The sequence below is a fragment of the uncultured Nostoc sp. genome (genome assembly GCF_964245445.1).
In the GTDB taxonomy this organism is placed as follows: Bacteria; Cyanobacteriota; Cyanobacteriia; order Cyanobacteriales; family Nostocaceae; genus Nostoc.
The window spans coordinates 10,578-26,051 of the sequence record NZ_CAXTNE010000016.1 but is presented as its reverse complement, the minus strand read 5'-3'; the positions used below and the strand labels follow the sequence as shown (position 1 = coordinate 26,051).

The 15,474-nt window shown below is 40.5% G+C and carries 15 protein-coding genes and 2 pseudogenes; 8 read left to right on the top strand and 9 right to left on the bottom strand.

What is annotated here, in order from left to right:
- The first annotated feature begins 136 nt into the window (after positions 1–136).
- Positions 137–298 carry a hypothetical protein gene (locus ACFE90_RS04745; RefSeq protein ID WP_375498213.1) on the top strand — a complete coding sequence of 54 codons (162 nt, stop codon included), beginning with the start codon at positions 137–139 and terminating at the stop codon, positions 296–298.
- A 183-nt stretch (positions 299–481) separates the two neighbouring features.
- Here the strand turns inward: ACFE90_RS04745 and ACFE90_RS04740 are convergent, their stop codons facing one another.
- Both ACFE90_RS04740 and ACFE90_RS04735 read right to left on the bottom strand, forming a co-directional pair.
- A complete protein-coding gene (locus tag ACFE90_RS04740) occupies positions 482–958 on the bottom strand; it encodes a DUF3592 domain-containing protein (protein ID WP_375498211.1) in 477 nt (158 codons plus the stop codon).
- Between the two features lie 177 nt (positions 959–1,135).
- Complete coding sequence (locus ACFE90_RS04735; RefSeq protein ID WP_375498209.1) at positions 1,136–1,915, bottom strand: pentapeptide repeat-containing protein; 780 nt, start codon at positions 1,913–1,915, stop codon at positions 1,136–1,138.
- Positions 1,916–2,136: 221 nt separating this feature from the next.
- On the opposite strand from ACFE90_RS04735, the gene ACFE90_RS04730 reads away from it, so the two are divergent.
- Positions 2,137–2,454, top strand: a complete 318-nt coding sequence (locus ACFE90_RS04730) for an acyl-CoA dehydrogenase family protein (RefSeq protein ID WP_375498207.1) — start codon at positions 2,137–2,139, stop codon at positions 2,452–2,454.
- 175 nt (positions 2,455–2,629) lie between these two features.
- Here the strand turns inward: ACFE90_RS04730 and ACFE90_RS04725 are convergent, their stop codons facing one another.
- Positions 2,630–3,526 (bottom strand): alpha/beta fold hydrolase, encoded by an 897-nt coding sequence (locus ACFE90_RS04725; RefSeq protein WP_375498205.1) that lies wholly within the window; start codon positions 3,524–3,526, stop codon positions 2,630–2,632.
- Between the two features lie 245 nt (positions 3,527–3,771).
- On the opposite strand from ACFE90_RS04725, the gene ACFE90_RS04720 reads away from it, so the two are divergent.
- From ACFE90_RS04720 to ACFE90_RS04705, 4 genes and pseudogenes are all read left to right on the top strand, one after another.
- Positions 3,772–4,269, top strand: a complete 498-nt coding sequence (locus tag ACFE90_RS04720) for a GNAT family N-acetyltransferase (protein WP_375498203.1) — start codon at positions 3,772–3,774, stop codon at positions 4,267–4,269.
- Between the two features lie 965 nt (positions 4,270–5,234).
- Complete coding sequence (locus ACFE90_RS04715) at positions 5,235–6,701, top strand: ATP-binding protein (protein WP_375498201.1); 1,467 nt, start codon at positions 5,235–5,237, stop codon at positions 6,699–6,701.
- A gap of 31 nt (positions 6,702–6,732) precedes the next feature.
- Complete coding sequence (locus ACFE90_RS04710; RefSeq protein WP_375498199.1) at positions 6,733–7,512, top strand: response regulator; 780 nt, start codon at positions 6,733–6,735, stop codon at positions 7,510–7,512.
- A 204-nt stretch (positions 7,513–7,716) separates the two neighbouring features.
- Positions 7,717–7,965, top strand: a pseudogene (locus ACFE90_RS04705) (IS4 family transposase); the annotation flags it as partial.
- Positions 7,966–8,315: 350 nt separating this feature from the next.
- On the opposite strand, the gene ACFE90_RS04700 reads toward ACFE90_RS04705, so the two are convergent.
- The 6 genes and pseudogenes from ACFE90_RS04700 to ACFE90_RS04675 form a co-directional block, all read right to left on the bottom strand.
- Complete coding sequence (locus ACFE90_RS04700; protein WP_375498197.1) at positions 8,316–9,317, bottom strand: aldo/keto reductase; 1,002 nt, start codon at positions 9,315–9,317, stop codon at positions 8,316–8,318.
- Between the two features lie 2 nt (positions 9,318–9,319).
- Positions 9,320–10,441, bottom strand: coding sequence for a T3SS effector HopA1 family protein (locus ACFE90_RS04695; protein ID WP_375498195.1), 1,122 nt, complete (start codon positions 10,439–10,441; stop codon positions 9,320–9,322).
- Between the two features lie 43 nt (positions 10,442–10,484).
- Positions 10,485–11,669: a phosphotransferase gene (locus ACFE90_RS04690; protein WP_375498193.1), complete on the bottom strand. Its 1,185-nt coding sequence runs from the start codon at positions 11,667–11,669 to the stop codon at positions 10,485–10,487.
- A gap of 492 nt (positions 11,670–12,161) precedes the next feature.
- Positions 12,162–12,404 (bottom strand): hypothetical protein, encoded by a 243-nt coding sequence (locus tag ACFE90_RS04685; protein ID WP_375498191.1) that lies wholly within the window; start codon positions 12,402–12,404, stop codon positions 12,162–12,164.
- A 59-nt stretch (positions 12,405–12,463) separates the two neighbouring features.
- Positions 12,464–13,423 carry a peptidylprolyl isomerase gene (locus tag ACFE90_RS04680; protein WP_375498189.1) on the bottom strand — a complete coding sequence of 320 codons (960 nt, stop codon included), beginning with the start codon at positions 13,421–13,423 and terminating at the stop codon, positions 12,464–12,466.
- Between the two features lie 296 nt (positions 13,424–13,719).
- Positions 13,720–14,071 (bottom strand): annotated as a pseudogene (locus ACFE90_RS04675) (IS630 family transposase); the annotation flags it as partial.
- A gap of 413 nt (positions 14,072–14,484) precedes the next feature.
- On the opposite strand from ACFE90_RS04675, the gene ACFE90_RS04670 reads away from it, so the two are divergent.
- Together ACFE90_RS04670 and ACFE90_RS04665 are read left to right on the top strand one after the other, a co-directional pair.
- Positions 14,485–14,691, top strand: a complete 207-nt coding sequence (locus tag ACFE90_RS04670) for a hypothetical protein (RefSeq protein ID WP_375498187.1) — start codon at positions 14,485–14,487, stop codon at positions 14,689–14,691.
- Positions 14,692–14,910: 219 nt separating this feature from the next.
- Positions 14,911–15,201, top strand: coding sequence for a Nif11-like leader peptide family natural product precursor (locus tag ACFE90_RS04665; RefSeq protein WP_375498185.1), 291 nt, complete (start codon positions 14,911–14,913; stop codon positions 15,199–15,201).
- The last annotated feature ends 273 nt before the right edge of the window (positions 15,202–15,474 follow it).

Here is a 15,474-nt window from a genome sequence, read left to right as displayed (position 1 = left end):
TTTATAATCTTCATCTGTTAGACTTTTACTATCTACCCAATTTAGTGCATCTTCCAATGCATTTCCTCGTAATAACCGCGATTTATCCTGACAAGACGAATTTAACCAACAGGGCAAACGTATCTAAATATAGTAAATGCATACTAAAGAGAGCGATCGCCTCTGGCAAGGGGTTAAGCAATCAGGTTTTGATGGTAGAGTCATTGTAAAAGTAGCAATATTGCTCAAGGAAGGCGTGAAACTCAAGCCCAAAATCACAATTGCTGACCACTTGGAACAGATAGAACTCTTACATTAAGTACCATGTTTACTAAGAATAGTTTTTCCTAATTGGCTACAAAACTAACTTAAACTTAGGAGATTTACTTATCAGTAAGTAATATCGAGAATCGTTGAAGTTTAGTTCAACTTTATTGCATTCAATTGCCAATTTCACGTAGTTAGGAATACGTGGAATCGGCAATTTTTCCTACTTCTACCTCTACTTAGTCTTCATTGCAGGTTCCCCACCTGAAGACCAGCGTATAGGCAACACCTTACCTAGACTAGAAATTATAACTAAGCCACCCATCCCAAACATTCCCACATAAACCAAGCCTTCAAGCGGATTCACTACAAGCCCAGTAGTTTGTGGTTGCTTGGGGTCATAACGGACAACCACTTTGTTACCATTACTGGAGCGGTAGGATTCATAATTACCTCTAAAGCGAATCCGACCGCTGTTAGTAACAAACTCGATAACTGGCGCATAGGTTTCTATGAGCTTATCCTTATTATCACGCTCACGACGACTGATGCTGTCTACCACCGTCCCCTCTGTTTCTATCAGCATTGCACGCTCGTGTGCAACTTTGTTGCGTACCCAAAAACCACCAACAATGAACACTAATCCAATTACTAGCCCAATGATTGCACTTAATTTGTCGTCAAAAGTACTTTGGTGAGGTCTGAAATTCATGGGTTTGAAAACAGCACAAAATAAACTAATCACACTCTAACCAGTATCATACTGTTTATAAATGCTCCTCATTCGCCATCACCAGTTCCCCCCTGCTTCATCTGTAGCAACTGAACTATTCAGCATCCTGCCACCCCTCTAAAGTTGCCAACAGTATATTGACGAGAGGATGATCCATTAATTTTGTGACATAGTATCTCCTTGATTACTGTAAGTTTGAGCGTAAAATTTAGGGCTTTGCAGTGCCGTAACCACCATAGTCTCTAAACTACAAATTCTGCTGTCTTTCTCTAATATTAGTGCTTGTAATTCCTGTTGTGCTAATGCTTTGAGTTGATTATAAATTTCAAAATATTCCGCACTTAGTTCAGACTTGTCAGCTTCAACAGCAGTTTTAGCACGAAGCAGAAACTTGTTTTGACCGCGTACTTCCATGCCCACGATTCGCAAATCTGCTTCTGGGTGATTCTCGGCTAACTGCTTAAAGGAAATTGCGATCGCTCTTGGGTCAACACCTTGATTATGGTACAAATCGAGAGTATCAACGATTGGTTTAATAAAATCCCCAAATTCGCCATCAGCAAAAATCTCCTGCCTGTTATCCGGTTTGCGAAATGGGTCAGGATTATCTTGGGTGGGGAACCGCATATACACATACTCACATTTTACATTGTCAAACTTAGTATCAATGGTGATCCCCCAGTCCTGAATGCAGGCTCCAGTGAAAGTTGCACCTGTAAAGTCAGTTCCGTCTAATTGGGTTTGTATGAACTTGGCTCTAGATAAATCTGCGTTTTGTAAGTTGGCTTCACTAAGGTCTGTACCAATGAAGCTGGCATCGGCTAAGTTAACTCCTTGTAAATTCACACCTCGCAGGTTTGCGATCGCTAATCGTACTTGAAGAGAACCGTTGGCTAGTACTGTGGGTGCATCTAGCAGAATTATTGCAGTGATCAACTCGCATCTGTGCCTAATTCCAACCGCGATCGCCAAGCGGCTTCTGGTATTGATGCCCGCAGTCTAGCTACTCAAAAACGCAAAAAGCTGAAACCTTAGCAGAATGGTTAAAAGCTTATCTTGGGATCAAAATTACCTCACGAGATCGGTCACAAACTTATGAAAGTGTTATTCGCCAAGGAGCGCCAGAAGCGATTCACGTTGCAGATCGTTTTCACTTATTGCAGAACTTAATTACGTCTCCCCTTCTCTATGAGACGCAACTATGGGAAATTCAACTGCCGAATTGCGTAATTTCGGACAATATCAGTTATATTCTTAACCCAAAGCGAAAAACAGTTACAAAAAAGGTAGATACCGCCAAGACTTTTGCAGTGAATGTTGCAATCAAAAACGCACAAACAGCAGTTGAAATTCTTGGGGGTTATGGGGTAACAAAAGAGTGTTTGGCTGGCAAGTTTATTGCCGATGCAACTATCGGGTATTCTTGTGACTTTACGCGAGAAATCTTGCGTCTGGAGATAGTGAACTTTTTGTAATAGATTGAGGGGTAGCTAGTTACTTCCAATAGCAGGCGTGCCAGGACAATATCTCATACCAAGTTGCCTCTTGAGTTTAAAAAAAGTCTTTTTCGTTATATTTGTCAAGTTGAGCAACAAATAAACCTGACAGATGGAATTTTAACTAATACCTTCAAAGTTATCCTTAAATCAATTATAAATTACAATTATTCAGAAACTGCAAAATATGTTGAGATGTGATTTGGGGCTGTTCAACTTGGGGCGCATGACCGCAATTATTGAGCTTTCTTAGTTGAGAATTTACAATGGATTGCTGAAATTTTTCTGCGTCTTCAGGTGGGAGCATATCATCAGCTTCTCCCCATAAAATCAGTGTTGGTTTGCCAACTTTGGCAATTCTATTTGCCAAGTTGCTATAACCCCCAGTTTTGACATAAGAAATCATGGCATCATGCCACCCAGGCATTTCTTGATGTAGCATAGCGCACTGAATAGCCAGAAGTATTTTGGTATCTAAATTAGGTAAGTTATTACATAAATTTAATGCCAAGATGTGACGTTGACGTAGATATTCCACAGCCAAAAAGTCAAAAGGAGGAAACAAGTATTTGCTAAAGGCGGGAGAATTAGTGTAACCTAAACTATTAATCAATACTAGTGATTTTACAACTTGAGGGTAAGTGAGAGTAAAATCAATTGCAGTTGCACCTCCCATTGATGCACCTACTAGTATTATCGGTCTGTTGATTAAAGTTTTCCAAAAATCGTAAAGATGAATTTTGATTGTAGTTGGACTGTAATTTATTTCTTTTTGCCTTTGTGTAAAACCAAAACCTAACAAATCTACTGCCCATGTTTCATTTTGAGTAGCAAGTAATGGCAACAGAAGACGGAACTCTAGGATGGAACTATCGAAGCCGTGTAGCAGCAGAATTGGTGTGCCTCTACTACCTTTGTGAATGTAGGTTGTAAGGATTGGGTGTTGGCTCAAGGTGGTTGCAAGGGCAATTCTTTCAATACTTTGGACAAAAGCGATCGCTTTTGGATCTGTTAGTTGATTAACTTGTGATGGCAAAAAATTAGAAAACACTGGTGTTCAAAGCTTTAATCAAATTTGTAACTGAAACGGAACCAGAAATATTATAAGAATTACTGTAGGAAAAAATAGCTAATCTAAAAGTCGTGTTGAGTATTTATTATTGTTGCTATAAGCAAACATGAGTGTTAAAAGCTACTTAATTCAACATCTCTGATTTACTCTGCTCTGTGTATTTTTAATAAAATTAAAGAAAATTCTTTGATTTTGAGTGTTTCTCCCACTTATTTCAACCAAGTATGTGTCTCAATGATATCGTAATTGACCGTGCCAGCCTCAGCGATGTTACTGCAATTGTCAAGTTGTCCCAAGCCAATGACCCAGAACATGGTGGTATGTTGTTAGGTCATCTTGAACCAGAGGCAGTGATGATGACCATATCTAAAATGCCAAGCGTTGTAGCCCGTAAAAATGGACAAGTTGTAGGATTCTTACTCAGTTGGTCAAAGGCAACTGCTAATTTACCAATAGTAAAGGTGATGTTACAAGCCTACGCTGGTACAAAAGATGCTTACTTATATGGCCCCATCTGTGTTGATGAAACTATGCGCGGGCAAGGTATTGCTGCGAAAATGTTCGCTAAATTGAAAGATTTTTTACCAGAGCGGGAAGGAATACTGTTCATCAAGGCAAACAACAAAGCATCACTTCAGGCACATCAAAAGATGGGTATGTGCAAGATGGCAGAGTTCATCTATGAAGGCACTGAATTTTTGGTATTTGCGTATAATAGCTAACTACTTGATAGGTTTGGGTGATTCGAGCAACGCGATCGCTCTTAAGAACGAGGGGCGTAATCCCAAAACCCAGGAGCCAATGCCAAATCACAGAAGCAGCCAGATAAACTGTTACCCAAAAGTTGGCAGAGGTTTATCGGGGTTGTGGAAAATTAACTCAAACAAGCCAACAATAAGTTAAAGAAGTGTTGCAATAGTTGAGGTAAATTACCTAATATACTCGGATTTCCACGCTACAGGTTTCCATATCAAATCATTACTGTTATCTAAAGTTAGAAACAACAAAAACGATGGTTAGTATCCCTCATTATCTTCGATTAACTGTTGTATATTTCTTACCCACACATTCTCTTTATTATCCAACGCCTTTGGATCAAATTTTTTATTCTTCCTTAAAATCTTTGATTGATTAATATAGCAATCCTAAATCATTACTGATTTTCACCCTCTTTGCAAAAAACTGGAATGCTCCCAGGAACAACCTCCTAATGAGCAATCCCAAGCAAAAGTCAGTTTTTTGCTTAAAAAGCTAAGTAAAGTTTTGTAAATAAAATCTGATACTTGCATAAAAAAAGTTGTAGTAGCAAGAGAAACAAATAGAGACTGTACCGACATTACATAGGTTATGAGTATAAAAAACTCTACCCACAAGGGGATGAAATTTTTGAGCATGGGGAATCGGGCATAGGGCATGGGAAAGAATTACCAATGCTCTATGCCCAATGCCTCAAGCTTGCGGGGCGGCTATCCCTTTCCACCCACAAAGGAATGAAGTTTACCGCCGCTTTCGATGAATTCGAGAAAACAAAGCCTGACTTAAAGAATTGAAATGCTTCCATAAGTTTGCAGGAAGTGGCAATCCTGGTTCGATTCGACAAAAGTCGTATTAAACCAGATGCAACCAGCAGCTTAGTGATGAAAAGTCATTTTTAAAAGCTTATTCAGTAATTGCAGTGACTTGAACTATGGTTATTAGCAACCGCATTTTAGAGCAAAACAACTTTCCAATCAGACTGCTACTAGAAAAAGAGTTACAGCATACTAAGTCCGTAATTGTTGATATGGAAGATGCAGTTTTCTGGGTAAAGCCAGATGCGCGGTTTGTCTACGCTAATGATGCAGCGTGTAGTTTGGTGAGATATTCTCGTAAAGAATTACTTTCTATGACTATGCACGACATCAAACCAGACTTTTCGCCAGCAGTCTGGTCAAAGCATTGGAGAACTATTAAAGAGCAGGGCTACCTATATTTTGGATCTTTATATAGAACTAAAGAAGAGCAGACCTTTCCCGTAGAAATTACTATTATCTATTTGGAATACAACTCTACCGAATATGGCTGTATCTTGATCCGCAATATCAGTCAACGTCAGCAAGCGTCTATTGTCTTACAAAAGGTTAATGAAGTATTAGAGTGCAAAGTGCAACAGCTTATAGCTGAATTAAGAGATGCTAACCAGAAATTATACCGCGAGAAAATTTTGCGCCAGCAGGTAGAGACGGCTTTAGAACAAGAAAAACTACTCACTGAACACAAAGCGCATTTTTTTTCTATGCTTTCTCATGAATTTCGCACTCCGTTAAATATTATCTCACTATCCGCTAGTTTACTGAAACGTCATCTTCATCGGTGGACTGAAGAGAAAAAATTACAATATTTGCAGCGCTTGGAAATGGCAGTTGAACAAATTAGCCAATTGATGGATGAAATTTTTCTCAACGGTAGAGCAGAGACAGGAAAGCTCAAGTTTGAGCCAAAACCACTTAACCCGATCCAATTGTGCATTGACATATTGGCAGAAATGAATTTGAACGAAAGCAACGCCACTTGCTTGATGCCGGGAGACCCTTTTGAGATTTTCTCCTGGGAAGAACCACACCACTTGCTACTACCGAGAGAATCCCCCGTCGCGTCTCCCAAAGGAGAAGTTTCGAGTAAGGAAAGCTTCTACTCCAAAAACTCCGGACAGAAGAAAAACTTCGCAATATTCGCGTCCCCGCAGACCCCTTACAACGTAGTCACCTTAATTAGCCAAGGTGATTGTACAGTCTGTGTAGATCAAAAATTGTTACAGCCTATTCTCAGGAATTTGCTCTCAAATGCGGTCAAGTATTCTCCAAATGGTGGCACGATTGATTTGATAGTTTCTCGCCGGGATGAAGAAGTGATTTTCCAGATTAAAGATCGAGGAATTGGCATTTCTGTAGCAGATCAACAACGACTATTTAAGCCATTTCATCGCGGTACTAATATCGACAATATCCCTGGTAATGGATTGGGATTAGCACTTGTCAAAAAGCTTGTAGACCTGCATGGTGGTCAAATTTCAGTTGCCAGCGAGATTGGGGTAGGTACTACATTCACAATTGCCCTACCAGTGCAGTGGCAATCTCTGCAACAGGACAGCCAGAAAGTCTATGACTATTCATAATTTATCTGACGCTTAACATCAAGGGGACACTATGACTAAAATTCTAGTGATTGAAGATGAGCCAGAAAGCCGAGATATATTTTTAGACAGTTTAGAAGCAGAAGGGTTTGAAGCGATCGCTGCGGAAAATGGTCTTGTTGGTATTCAGCAAGCACAAGATCACTTGCCTGATTTGGTACTGTGCGACATTATGATGCCAGAATTAGATGGTTACGGTGTCCTGACTACGTTGCGGCAAAACCCTTTAACAGCAACAATTCCCTTCATTTTTCTCAGTGCCAAATCTACAAAAACTGAGGTTCGTCAAGGGATGAATTTGGGAGCTGACGACTATCTTACCAAGCCCTCCACAGTAGAGGAATTATTGGGAGCGATCGCAACTCGATTAGAAAAACAAGCAACCGTAAAAAACTGGTACACTGCTCAATCTCAGAGCGTGGAAACATCAAATACCACTGACACCGGAAAAACAGCAGCTTTGCATTTCATCTTTCCGGACTGTCCTCAGTTGAGTAAAGTCTTCGATTTTATTGAAGCCAATTATAATCAATCTATTGGGTTAGATGAGGTAGCCCAAGCTGTTGGTTACTCTCCGGCTTATTTAACTAGCCAGGTAAAACGCTTAACAGGACAAACAGTAAACCGCTGGATTGTCGCTCGTCGCATGGCAGAGGTATGCTTTTTGCTTCGAGAAACTGACCAGTCAGTAAATCACATTGCAGAGGCAGTCGGCTATCAGACAGAGGGTCATTTCTTTCGTCAGTTTCGCCAATATCACGGAACTACTCCCCAAGCTTGGAGAGACGCATAGTGCAGCAATTCGTAAAGTAAGCGGGCGATCAGATCGTCCGCTTACTTTACTACTACAGCTCGGTGTAAATAAGCCACCTATTTGAAATGTCTAAAACCCCTTGCGGGGGACAAAATGGTCTAGAATGCTTATATTACAAAGAGTGTAGCAATTTGTGGTAAAAGAAAAAGAGCATTTATTCGCAACAAGCTCTATTTAATGATAATATTACCAGAATTCTACGAAACAAACCTCAAGCGAGAATTGGGACGTGCAGAATATTTATTACTAAAAATCCTGATAAATTTATTACAATCTATTAAAACTGTTAGCATTGAAGCACTGGCTACTGCTTTACCTATCCCCATATTTTTTGAAAGCAGAAGAAAAAGAATTCAAAGATTTTTGTCTTTAAATTACATAAATATTGAAGAAATTTGGTTCCCAATTATTAAAAGCTGGTTAGAGATATATTTTCCCTTAAATTAAGTTATTTATATAGTGATTGACTGTTCGACGACATAGTAGTTTTTATATTGGTCTTTATGGCCACAATTGGGTCAATTTCATGGAAAATTCGGCGTTGCTGATTCCATGTATGAAAATGATTTTGCATAATACCAAAATCCTTGTAGAGACGTAGCAGTGCTACGTCTCTACATCCAAATTCATACTTTAATTCAGCAACGCCGAAAATTCCTATGAATTAGTCGCCGAATTCTTGATACTAAATTCTAATAGGTGTAAGTACTATCAGCAAGAAGAGAGGGCTATGAGGCTTATTCTGTCTGTGTCCTAGCCATTTTTGTCCCCCGTAAGGACTACTAGTCTTGGTAAAGTAATTTTTCAGGTGGAACTTCTTTAATGTTCAGCTTCTTGCGATGTAAATCCCCATAAATATTAAGGTACTCCAATTTAGCAGCAGTTAGTTTACCTTGTTTAACTCCATTAATCGCTGCATCAATCTCTTCGCGTCGTCTCAGTCCCGTTAAGCAAACATCTACACAATTTTGTGTTAAAGAGTAGCGATACAAATCAGGGGCAGAAGGTCGCCAGCAAGCTTCCGGCAATCCAGCAGGAGCTAACCATAGAGGGCCTGTATGAGAGCCACTAGCAGATTTGAAAGTTATAATTCCTGGGCGCTGGTAATCCTCATCATCCAGATGTTTGAATACTACATTTTGGGCAGAGCGATGAGCAACATTGTGTCTAACCATCACCACATCTAGCAGGGGACTATGCAACCACTGTTGAGCCAAACTGAGATCATGAAAAGAGGCACCGATGTAACGAACTGCACCCATTTTTTTAAGGCGTTCTGAAGTTTTAAAGATTCTTTCGACCGTTCTTTTATAAACGCAGTTTGGGCCTCTAAGATCAGGAGAAAGTTGCAAGCAATTACTGAGAGCTGAACCATCATTCGCTCCAATCCAGCCCCAAAAAAACACATCAATGTAGTCAAGCCCTAGCTCACTAAACTGATCGTATAGGGCAGCAAAGGCCATCTCTGGACTTTTGTTGTAAGTCACGGTTGCGAGAATAACCTTTTCTCTGACTGAGGAGCCTCTTTTGCACAATTGACGAAGTGCCCCAGACATCTCTCTGTATAAAAAGTGGTGTAAATCGCTAGAAAAGAAAAAATAATTGATTCCTTGCTCAAAGGCGTAAAGGCTATCCTCACTTGAAATCCCGCCTCCGCCTCCCAGCCCTAAACAGCTGACAGTCAGATCAGTTCGCCCAAGCTTGCGGTAAAAAGGCAGATCTAAATCTGGAAAATTAGCGTTTGTAGAGTTGTCTTTGCCTAGTGTGACTACAGACTGCGGCATATTTATAAACTCAACTGAGTGTAAATGTCTTCAGAATTAGCATTGAGATAGGAACGTTGCAAATCAATTCCTATGAGCGCGAAATATTGAATAATAGCTGTCATGCGCGCCTCTGGAGAGTTATCACCTTTTTGCCAAGCTTCCAATAAACCATTGGCAACAATTTGGCAACGGTTCATACCAAAACTCTCTTGTGTGGAAAATTTATGATTGGGTTCTTCTGCTAGAGCAAGACCTGGTGCAATAAACTTTGTAAATAGAGGCACTTCTATTTGAAAATACCTTTTATTTTGTTTATAAACAGTCTGAATGACTCGTCGTACACCTCCGTAGTTACTTTTATTAAAGTAGAGAACGCCTGAGTCAAAGCGCCCATAGTCAGAAGGATTGTATAAAACTTTGAAGGTAAAGGGAAGTTGTATTTCGTTCAGCTGCTGCGTTATGCATCTCATAACGGCAGCTGCACCTTCAAAGCTTAAGTTAAAGTAAATTCGCACAGTTTCAGAATGACTATCTAAATTGCTGTGATTCTCCTGACCAGCGTTGCCAACTGCCACATAGAATCCGTTCTGAACTCGATTACGAGGTGTCCAGATTGCGACTAAATCTCCTACAGTTGACGATTGCTCTGTTAACTGTAGATGTCGGTTTCGTTCAATGTGTAAGGTCAGACTGCCTTTTTTCACTGCCAGACTGCCATCATTTTCCTGCCTTAGCACACGCCATCCAGGATCAAAGTAGCCTTTTCCACAATTGCTTTCGTGCAATCGTGCGAAGAATTCTATATCTATCCCCATAAAGGTATTGTTCTCTAACTTTTTGCGAAGTGCTAAACTATCTAAGTCTGTATCCAGTGCCAGGGTGGAGCGCAGGGAACCGCTGTAGTGGATACCGTAGAGAAAATTTCGCAGGTGTAGACTCAGATACTTTTTCTGTAAGTTTTGAGGCACTTGCTGAAAGCGGGTCAGCATCTCCGTTGGGAGTTCTGAGGGTTTGTAATCTGGATGATTAATCCGGAAATTAGACTCAATCCGAACGTTCCGGACAATGTCTTGCAGAGCCTCTAATAATCTGTTTGGAGAAGAACTTGGAAGTTGGTCTTGCAGGTAATTTAGCTGTTGCATAAGCGTTCAGTCTTCACTGAAGGTAGTTAAGCGTGAGAAAAATTTAAGCAGGAGAGCTATTGAGGCAAGCTAATTCAGATTCTGATATGCCGAAAATCGTTATCATTGATTGTTCTGGACGGCACAGTAAGCTCTTGGCAACCTGCAACATGCAGATACTCCTATTACCAAAATACTTGTGATAATCAATGAACGCCCTGGTGGTTTCAATTAGAGCGAGTCCAGCAAACTGAACGACTCGCTGAAGAAAGTCAGAATAATGCTTCAGAATTTCCGGAAAATTCTCAAGATAAGCTTTCATGAGGGCAACTATTGATGGGCGGAGAACCTTCAAAGGCGTCATAGCTAGACGTAAAGATTCTTCTATCTCAATAGAAGGAGCTGCAACCAAGCTGTCAAGCCATATCCGCAAATAGCTGGCTAGTATTGTCCCCAAGTCAAAAGCTGGATCTCCCCATGTACAGCGCTCCCAGTCAATTAGTCTAATCAGGTTTCCTTGCAACTGGTTCCCCTGCAAAGCAGATTGCTCCCAGCCATCATAAAGCAAAATGTTATCTAGCTTGAGGTCATTGTGAATTACGCAGCAAGGATGCAAACTAGCTGTCAGTTCTGCTACTGCTGCTCCCAGGCTTTCATAGCGTTGGTAAAGAACCAAAAACTTAAGACAATCATCTGGAATTGAGCCGAAAACCTCGGGTCCAATTCGCTCCAGCCGTTGGGCAGGATTATAAAAATGATCTGGAGATTTTTCTTCTTGAACTTGAGAGATAAAATTGCTGCACTTCTGTTGATTTATTGTCGCGCCATGTAGCACTGCCAAAGTCCTACCAATCGAAGTAGCAATAATGGCTGGAAAAGTCTGCTCCTTACGATAAAATTTATCTAAATCCAGGTAGTTGAGCAGGTATTTATATACGATAATTGAGTTGCTTTCATCAAAATGAAGTAATTCTGAAACTTTTGAAGAAAGTTGACTCAGTTCTGGAATATGGTGTAGTAATTTATGGAACTGCCATTCTTTGAAAAACTCGTTAGCCGTTTTACCGTTACGCCAGTGACGTTCCTGTTTAACAAGTAGCTTGCAGTTACTTGATAAAGTAACTAACAAATTAAAATTTTTTCCAAATGCCCCTGCTTCTACTTGAAGAAATTCTAATTCTTGTTCAGCACAAAGATTCGATTTTAATAAATACCGAGAAACATTTTCAGAGTTCAGTAAAAACGGCATTAGTTATCTCTCCCTGAATGAATTCCTTGCAACAGTACATAAAAAGCTTCGTAGTACCTATGTGCTATCTTTTGAAGAACCACGTTCCTAAAGCGATCAAGGCTATGCCTATAGCAGCCCAGCTAAGGAATAAGATAAAACGATTACCTCTAATCGCTAGGCATGGTATCCCAGTAGTGAGGAGCAGAACCGAAGCTGCTGTTCCATATTCCCTTATGTAGAGAAGAAACAGTCCCATGAGCAGAAAGAAAAATTGGCCTGCAATGATGAATGAATAAAACAGTTTATTTCGGTTGTTAGTTTCCATTTGCATACCAACTGAGTTTATTACAGATTTTAAGACTTCTTAAAATCTTCGGCAACAGCACCGCAGTCCATTATTGTTATCACTAAGTAGGTAGATTAAACTCTACGTCTACCTACTCAGTTGTAACTATGTCAATTCTTCAACTGGCTTTTCGTTGAAGTCTTTACTGAAGTTTACGATTAGTTCTAATCATCTGTGAAACCCCAGACAACACCAGCAACTGCGCCAACAACCCCGGAAGCTACACCAGCACCAGCAGCACACGGCCCGCTTGAAGCAGCAGCGGCTACACTAGCTGCACAAATAGGACTGCTACCGCCAGCAACTAGGCCAAGCTCATCTTCAGATAGCTCATCCATATAGCTTTCATCGTCTGCCAACAGTTCATTTTCACTGGGTTGTAAGTCATCAATACGAACATCTGCCATGATAGAAAATCTCCAATTTAGTTTTCTTACTTTTCCTTTGAAGTTTTTACCGAAACTTATCAGTCGTCGCCCTGTACCTCATCGACGAGTTGCTTAGCAGCGGTTATTGCTGCGATACCCCCCATAAGAGCAGCGCCAGAAACATATAAAGCGGAGAGAGGAGTGCTACCACCAGCAACTAGACTAAGCTCATCTTCAGATAGCTCACTCATATAGCTTTCATTGTCTGCTAACAGTTCAGTCCCATCCGAGGTAGCGGTGATTTCAATACTAGTCACAGCCAGCTTGAGCATAGCTGCCAGCATACGCTTTCTTTGGGGGGTGGTGAGTTCAGTGGGGAACCACTTCTCAATTCGGATAATGTGGTAGCCTAGCTTTGTCTGAATTGGTCCAACTATTTCGCCTTCTTTCGCTTCTGACATCGCTTGTGCAAGCTCTGGTCGTAATTCGCCAAAAAAGCGAACGCCAACAAAGCCTGCGTTAGCTCTAGAAATTAGACCCCGTGAATGTTCTAGGGCCAATGCATTGAAGGAAGCGTTCTCTTCCCGGATAGCACGTGCTAATCGTTGAGCCTCCACTTCACTAGATACCAGAATCTGAGAGAAAGCAGCGCGTTTGTAAGTATCTCGGTTTTCCAAATAATGGCTATCAACCTGCGCTCCGAAGAGATACTCTTCCAACTTCTTTGTAAGCAACTCAATTTTGAGACCTTCAGACCAATCATGTGCAGTTATTTTGTGATTGGAGAGCCAAGAGAGAGTTTCGGCAGCACTTAATAACTTATATCTGCGCCGAAATACATCTCCTGCTGCTTGCAGTTCTTCATCAGAAACAGTAATACCAAGCCGCTCACCGAACTTTAACAGCGTTGCATCACGTTCGGCTAAAGCTGCTATTCTTGCCATTTTAAAAGAACGACGCAGGTAAGCAAGAATATCTGCATCCGTCGCTGGAGGAACAGGTGGAAGTTTAAGTACAGGCAATGATTGCGATGTTGGTCGCTGCATACTGCTAGTCATGATTATCTTTCTTTAAAGATTTAAGTTTGTACCAAAATAGGAGTGTCCCTAATAAGTGGAATATTTTCCCGTCTCAGAAAGCAGGTTTTGAAGTTACGAAAAGTATAGAAACATCGTTTCGTTAATCTTTCGTAAAATGCTCTTGCGCTTTCGAGGGACATTTCCTTTCTCTTGATACTTCTAGATTAAGGAAAGCAATTTTTAGCTACAATGCACAAACTTTCGGTAAGACTAACAATTCTTTGGCTTCTGCTTCGTATAGATGCCTCATATTATGTTCGGATAATTGCTTACAATTAAGCTCCGATTTGAATCCACCAATGAAAACCAGTTAACCCTTGAATCAAATCTTGCTGTTGAAGTAAAGATTGACAGCGATGGAATAAAATTTCCTCCAAATCATTGAGTGTTTCAAATCAACGAGAAAGCAATTGGTTCGTTAACCAAAGTCCACAATCTTTCCGCAGGTTGCAATTCAGGTGAATGGGAGGTTAAAAGTGCCAAATGTAGCCCAAAACGTAGCTTTAAATCTTTGCTGGTATGCCACCCAGCTTGGTCAACAGCTAAGAGAATGTGTTTCTTCGCGCCGACGTTGAATTCACGGGCAAAATCTGCTAAAACCTGATTAAAAAGTTCCGTATTGACGTAGTGTTGCTCTATTTGAGCTAATCAGCGATCGCATTCCATAACGCATCTTACAGGAGCGAAAAATTGGTTAGTCTGACTGAAAGATTGTGCATTGTCAGCGGAAGTAGCATTCTCTAAACTAAGTACTGTAACAGAAGAAACAAACCCAGAACGGGCTAGCCTTAGCGTTAGTGAGACTTGGAGCGTCAGCGGTAGCGAGCCTGCGAGTGTCACAAAGGTCAGGGCTTGCTGCAAGGGTAGAATACAAAGGACATGTAGACTTCTTCTGAGCAGCTTGTCGCAAAGTATTTAAAGTTTCAGTTTTATTCCCGGAAAGGTTGATGAATTTAATGAGAGCAAAAGTGATTAATAAGCTTTAGTCACCTGTAGTAGCTCTATGAAGTAAACCAGAAAAGCCAAAGGAGAAACATACCATGACAAACAATCCAATTGATCCCCAAAATAAAATCGATTCCCAACAGCAATCTAATGAGTTATCTGATGAAGAGATTACTTCGGTTTCCGGTGGTATAGAATTAGGCAAATTAGTAGATGTTACTAAAGACTTTGTTACTGACGTTTACAAAGAGGGCAAAGGTTTAGTTTCTGATATTGGGGAAAAACTTGATAAACATTTTTAAATATATCTACTTAAATGCCTTAAAACTCAATGTCTGAATTTTCACAAACCTGACTGTGAAATAAGGCAAAATAACTTTCAGACATCTTGATTTTGAGGAAATTTTTTACCAAACTCAAGTTGAGTTAATGGTAACTCGTAATTCCAACTTATCTTCTATTAAATGTAGCGATCGCATCCCGCTACAGACTAAGCAAAACCGAAAAAATGGGAGAAATCTATGTCTATTGAAAGTGCAAAGGCATTCTATTTTAGGATGACCACAGATGAAACGTTCAGAACGCAATTAGAGCAGGCGGCTTCTAAAGAAGAACGCCAGCAAATACTGCAAGCTGCTGATTATGAATTTACTTCCCAAGAATGGGAAGCCGCCAAAGCTCAATTTCAAGCGTCAAACGATAGCAGCGAACTGAGTAACTCGGAATTGCAAGCAGTTAGCGGTGGATTACCGGGGCTGGTACCAGTTTATGGTACGCCAGCACTCTTCAACATTCCTGATAACCTCTTCTAGAGCCTGTTGACAAGTGGATTAGAAGCAGTAATTTTTGGCAATTTGCGATCGCCCCGTTTTAGCCCGACTAAGCAGCAGTTGAATTACAAACATTAAAGTAAACTCCAAAATCAGGCGATCGCTTCATTTTAGTCCAACTTACCTAGCCAGCAGTTGGGATACAAATATTGACTTTTACCATCTACATTACAACTGAGGAAATTATGTCTATTGAAAGCGCAAAGGCATTCTATTCCAGAATTAGCACGGATCAGGCGTTAGTGTATTTTCTCT

Bases quoted from the DNA above. Each gene is read 5' to 3' on its own strand.
- ACFE90_RS04745 (WP_375498213.1), top strand. From the start codon at position 137: ATGCATACTAAAGAGAGCGATCGCCTCTGGCAAGGGGTTAAGCAATCA.
- ACFE90_RS04740 (WP_375498211.1), bottom strand. From the start codon at position 958: ATGAATTTCAGACCTCACCAAAGTACTTTTGACGACAAATTAAGTGCA.
- ACFE90_RS04720 (WP_375498203.1), top strand. From the start codon at position 3,772: ATGTGTCTCAATGATATCGTAATTGACCGTGCCAGCCTCAGCGATGTT.
- ACFE90_RS04715 (WP_375498201.1), top strand. From the start codon at position 5,235: ATGGTTATTAGCAACCGCATTTTAGAGCAAAACAACTTTCCAATCAGA.
- ACFE90_RS04710 (WP_375498199.1), top strand. From the start codon at position 6,733: ATGACTAAAATTCTAGTGATTGAAGATGAGCCAGAAAGCCGAGATATA.
- ACFE90_RS04700 (WP_375498197.1), bottom strand. From the start codon at position 9,317: ATGCCGCAGTCTGTAGTCACACTAGGCAAAGACAACTCTACAAACGCT.
- ACFE90_RS04695 (WP_375498195.1), bottom strand. From the start codon at position 10,441: ATGCAACAGCTAAATTACCTGCAAGACCAACTTCCAAGTTCTTCTCCA.
- ACFE90_RS04690 (WP_375498193.1), bottom strand. From the start codon at position 11,669: ATGCCGTTTTTACTGAACTCTGAAAATGTTTCTCGGTATTTATTAAAA.
- ACFE90_RS04685 (WP_375498191.1), bottom strand. From the start codon at position 12,404: ATGGCAGATGTTCGTATTGATGACTTACAACCCAGTGAAAATGAACTG.
- ACFE90_RS04680 (WP_375498189.1), bottom strand. From the start codon at position 13,423: ATGACTAGCAGTATGCAGCGACCAACATCGCAATCATTGCCTGTACTT.
- ACFE90_RS04670 (WP_375498187.1), top strand. From the start codon at position 14,485: ATGACAAACAATCCAATTGATCCCCAAAATAAAATCGATTCCCAACAG.
- ACFE90_RS04665 (WP_375498185.1), top strand. From the start codon at position 14,911: ATGTCTATTGAAAGTGCAAAGGCATTCTATTTTAGGATGACCACAGAT.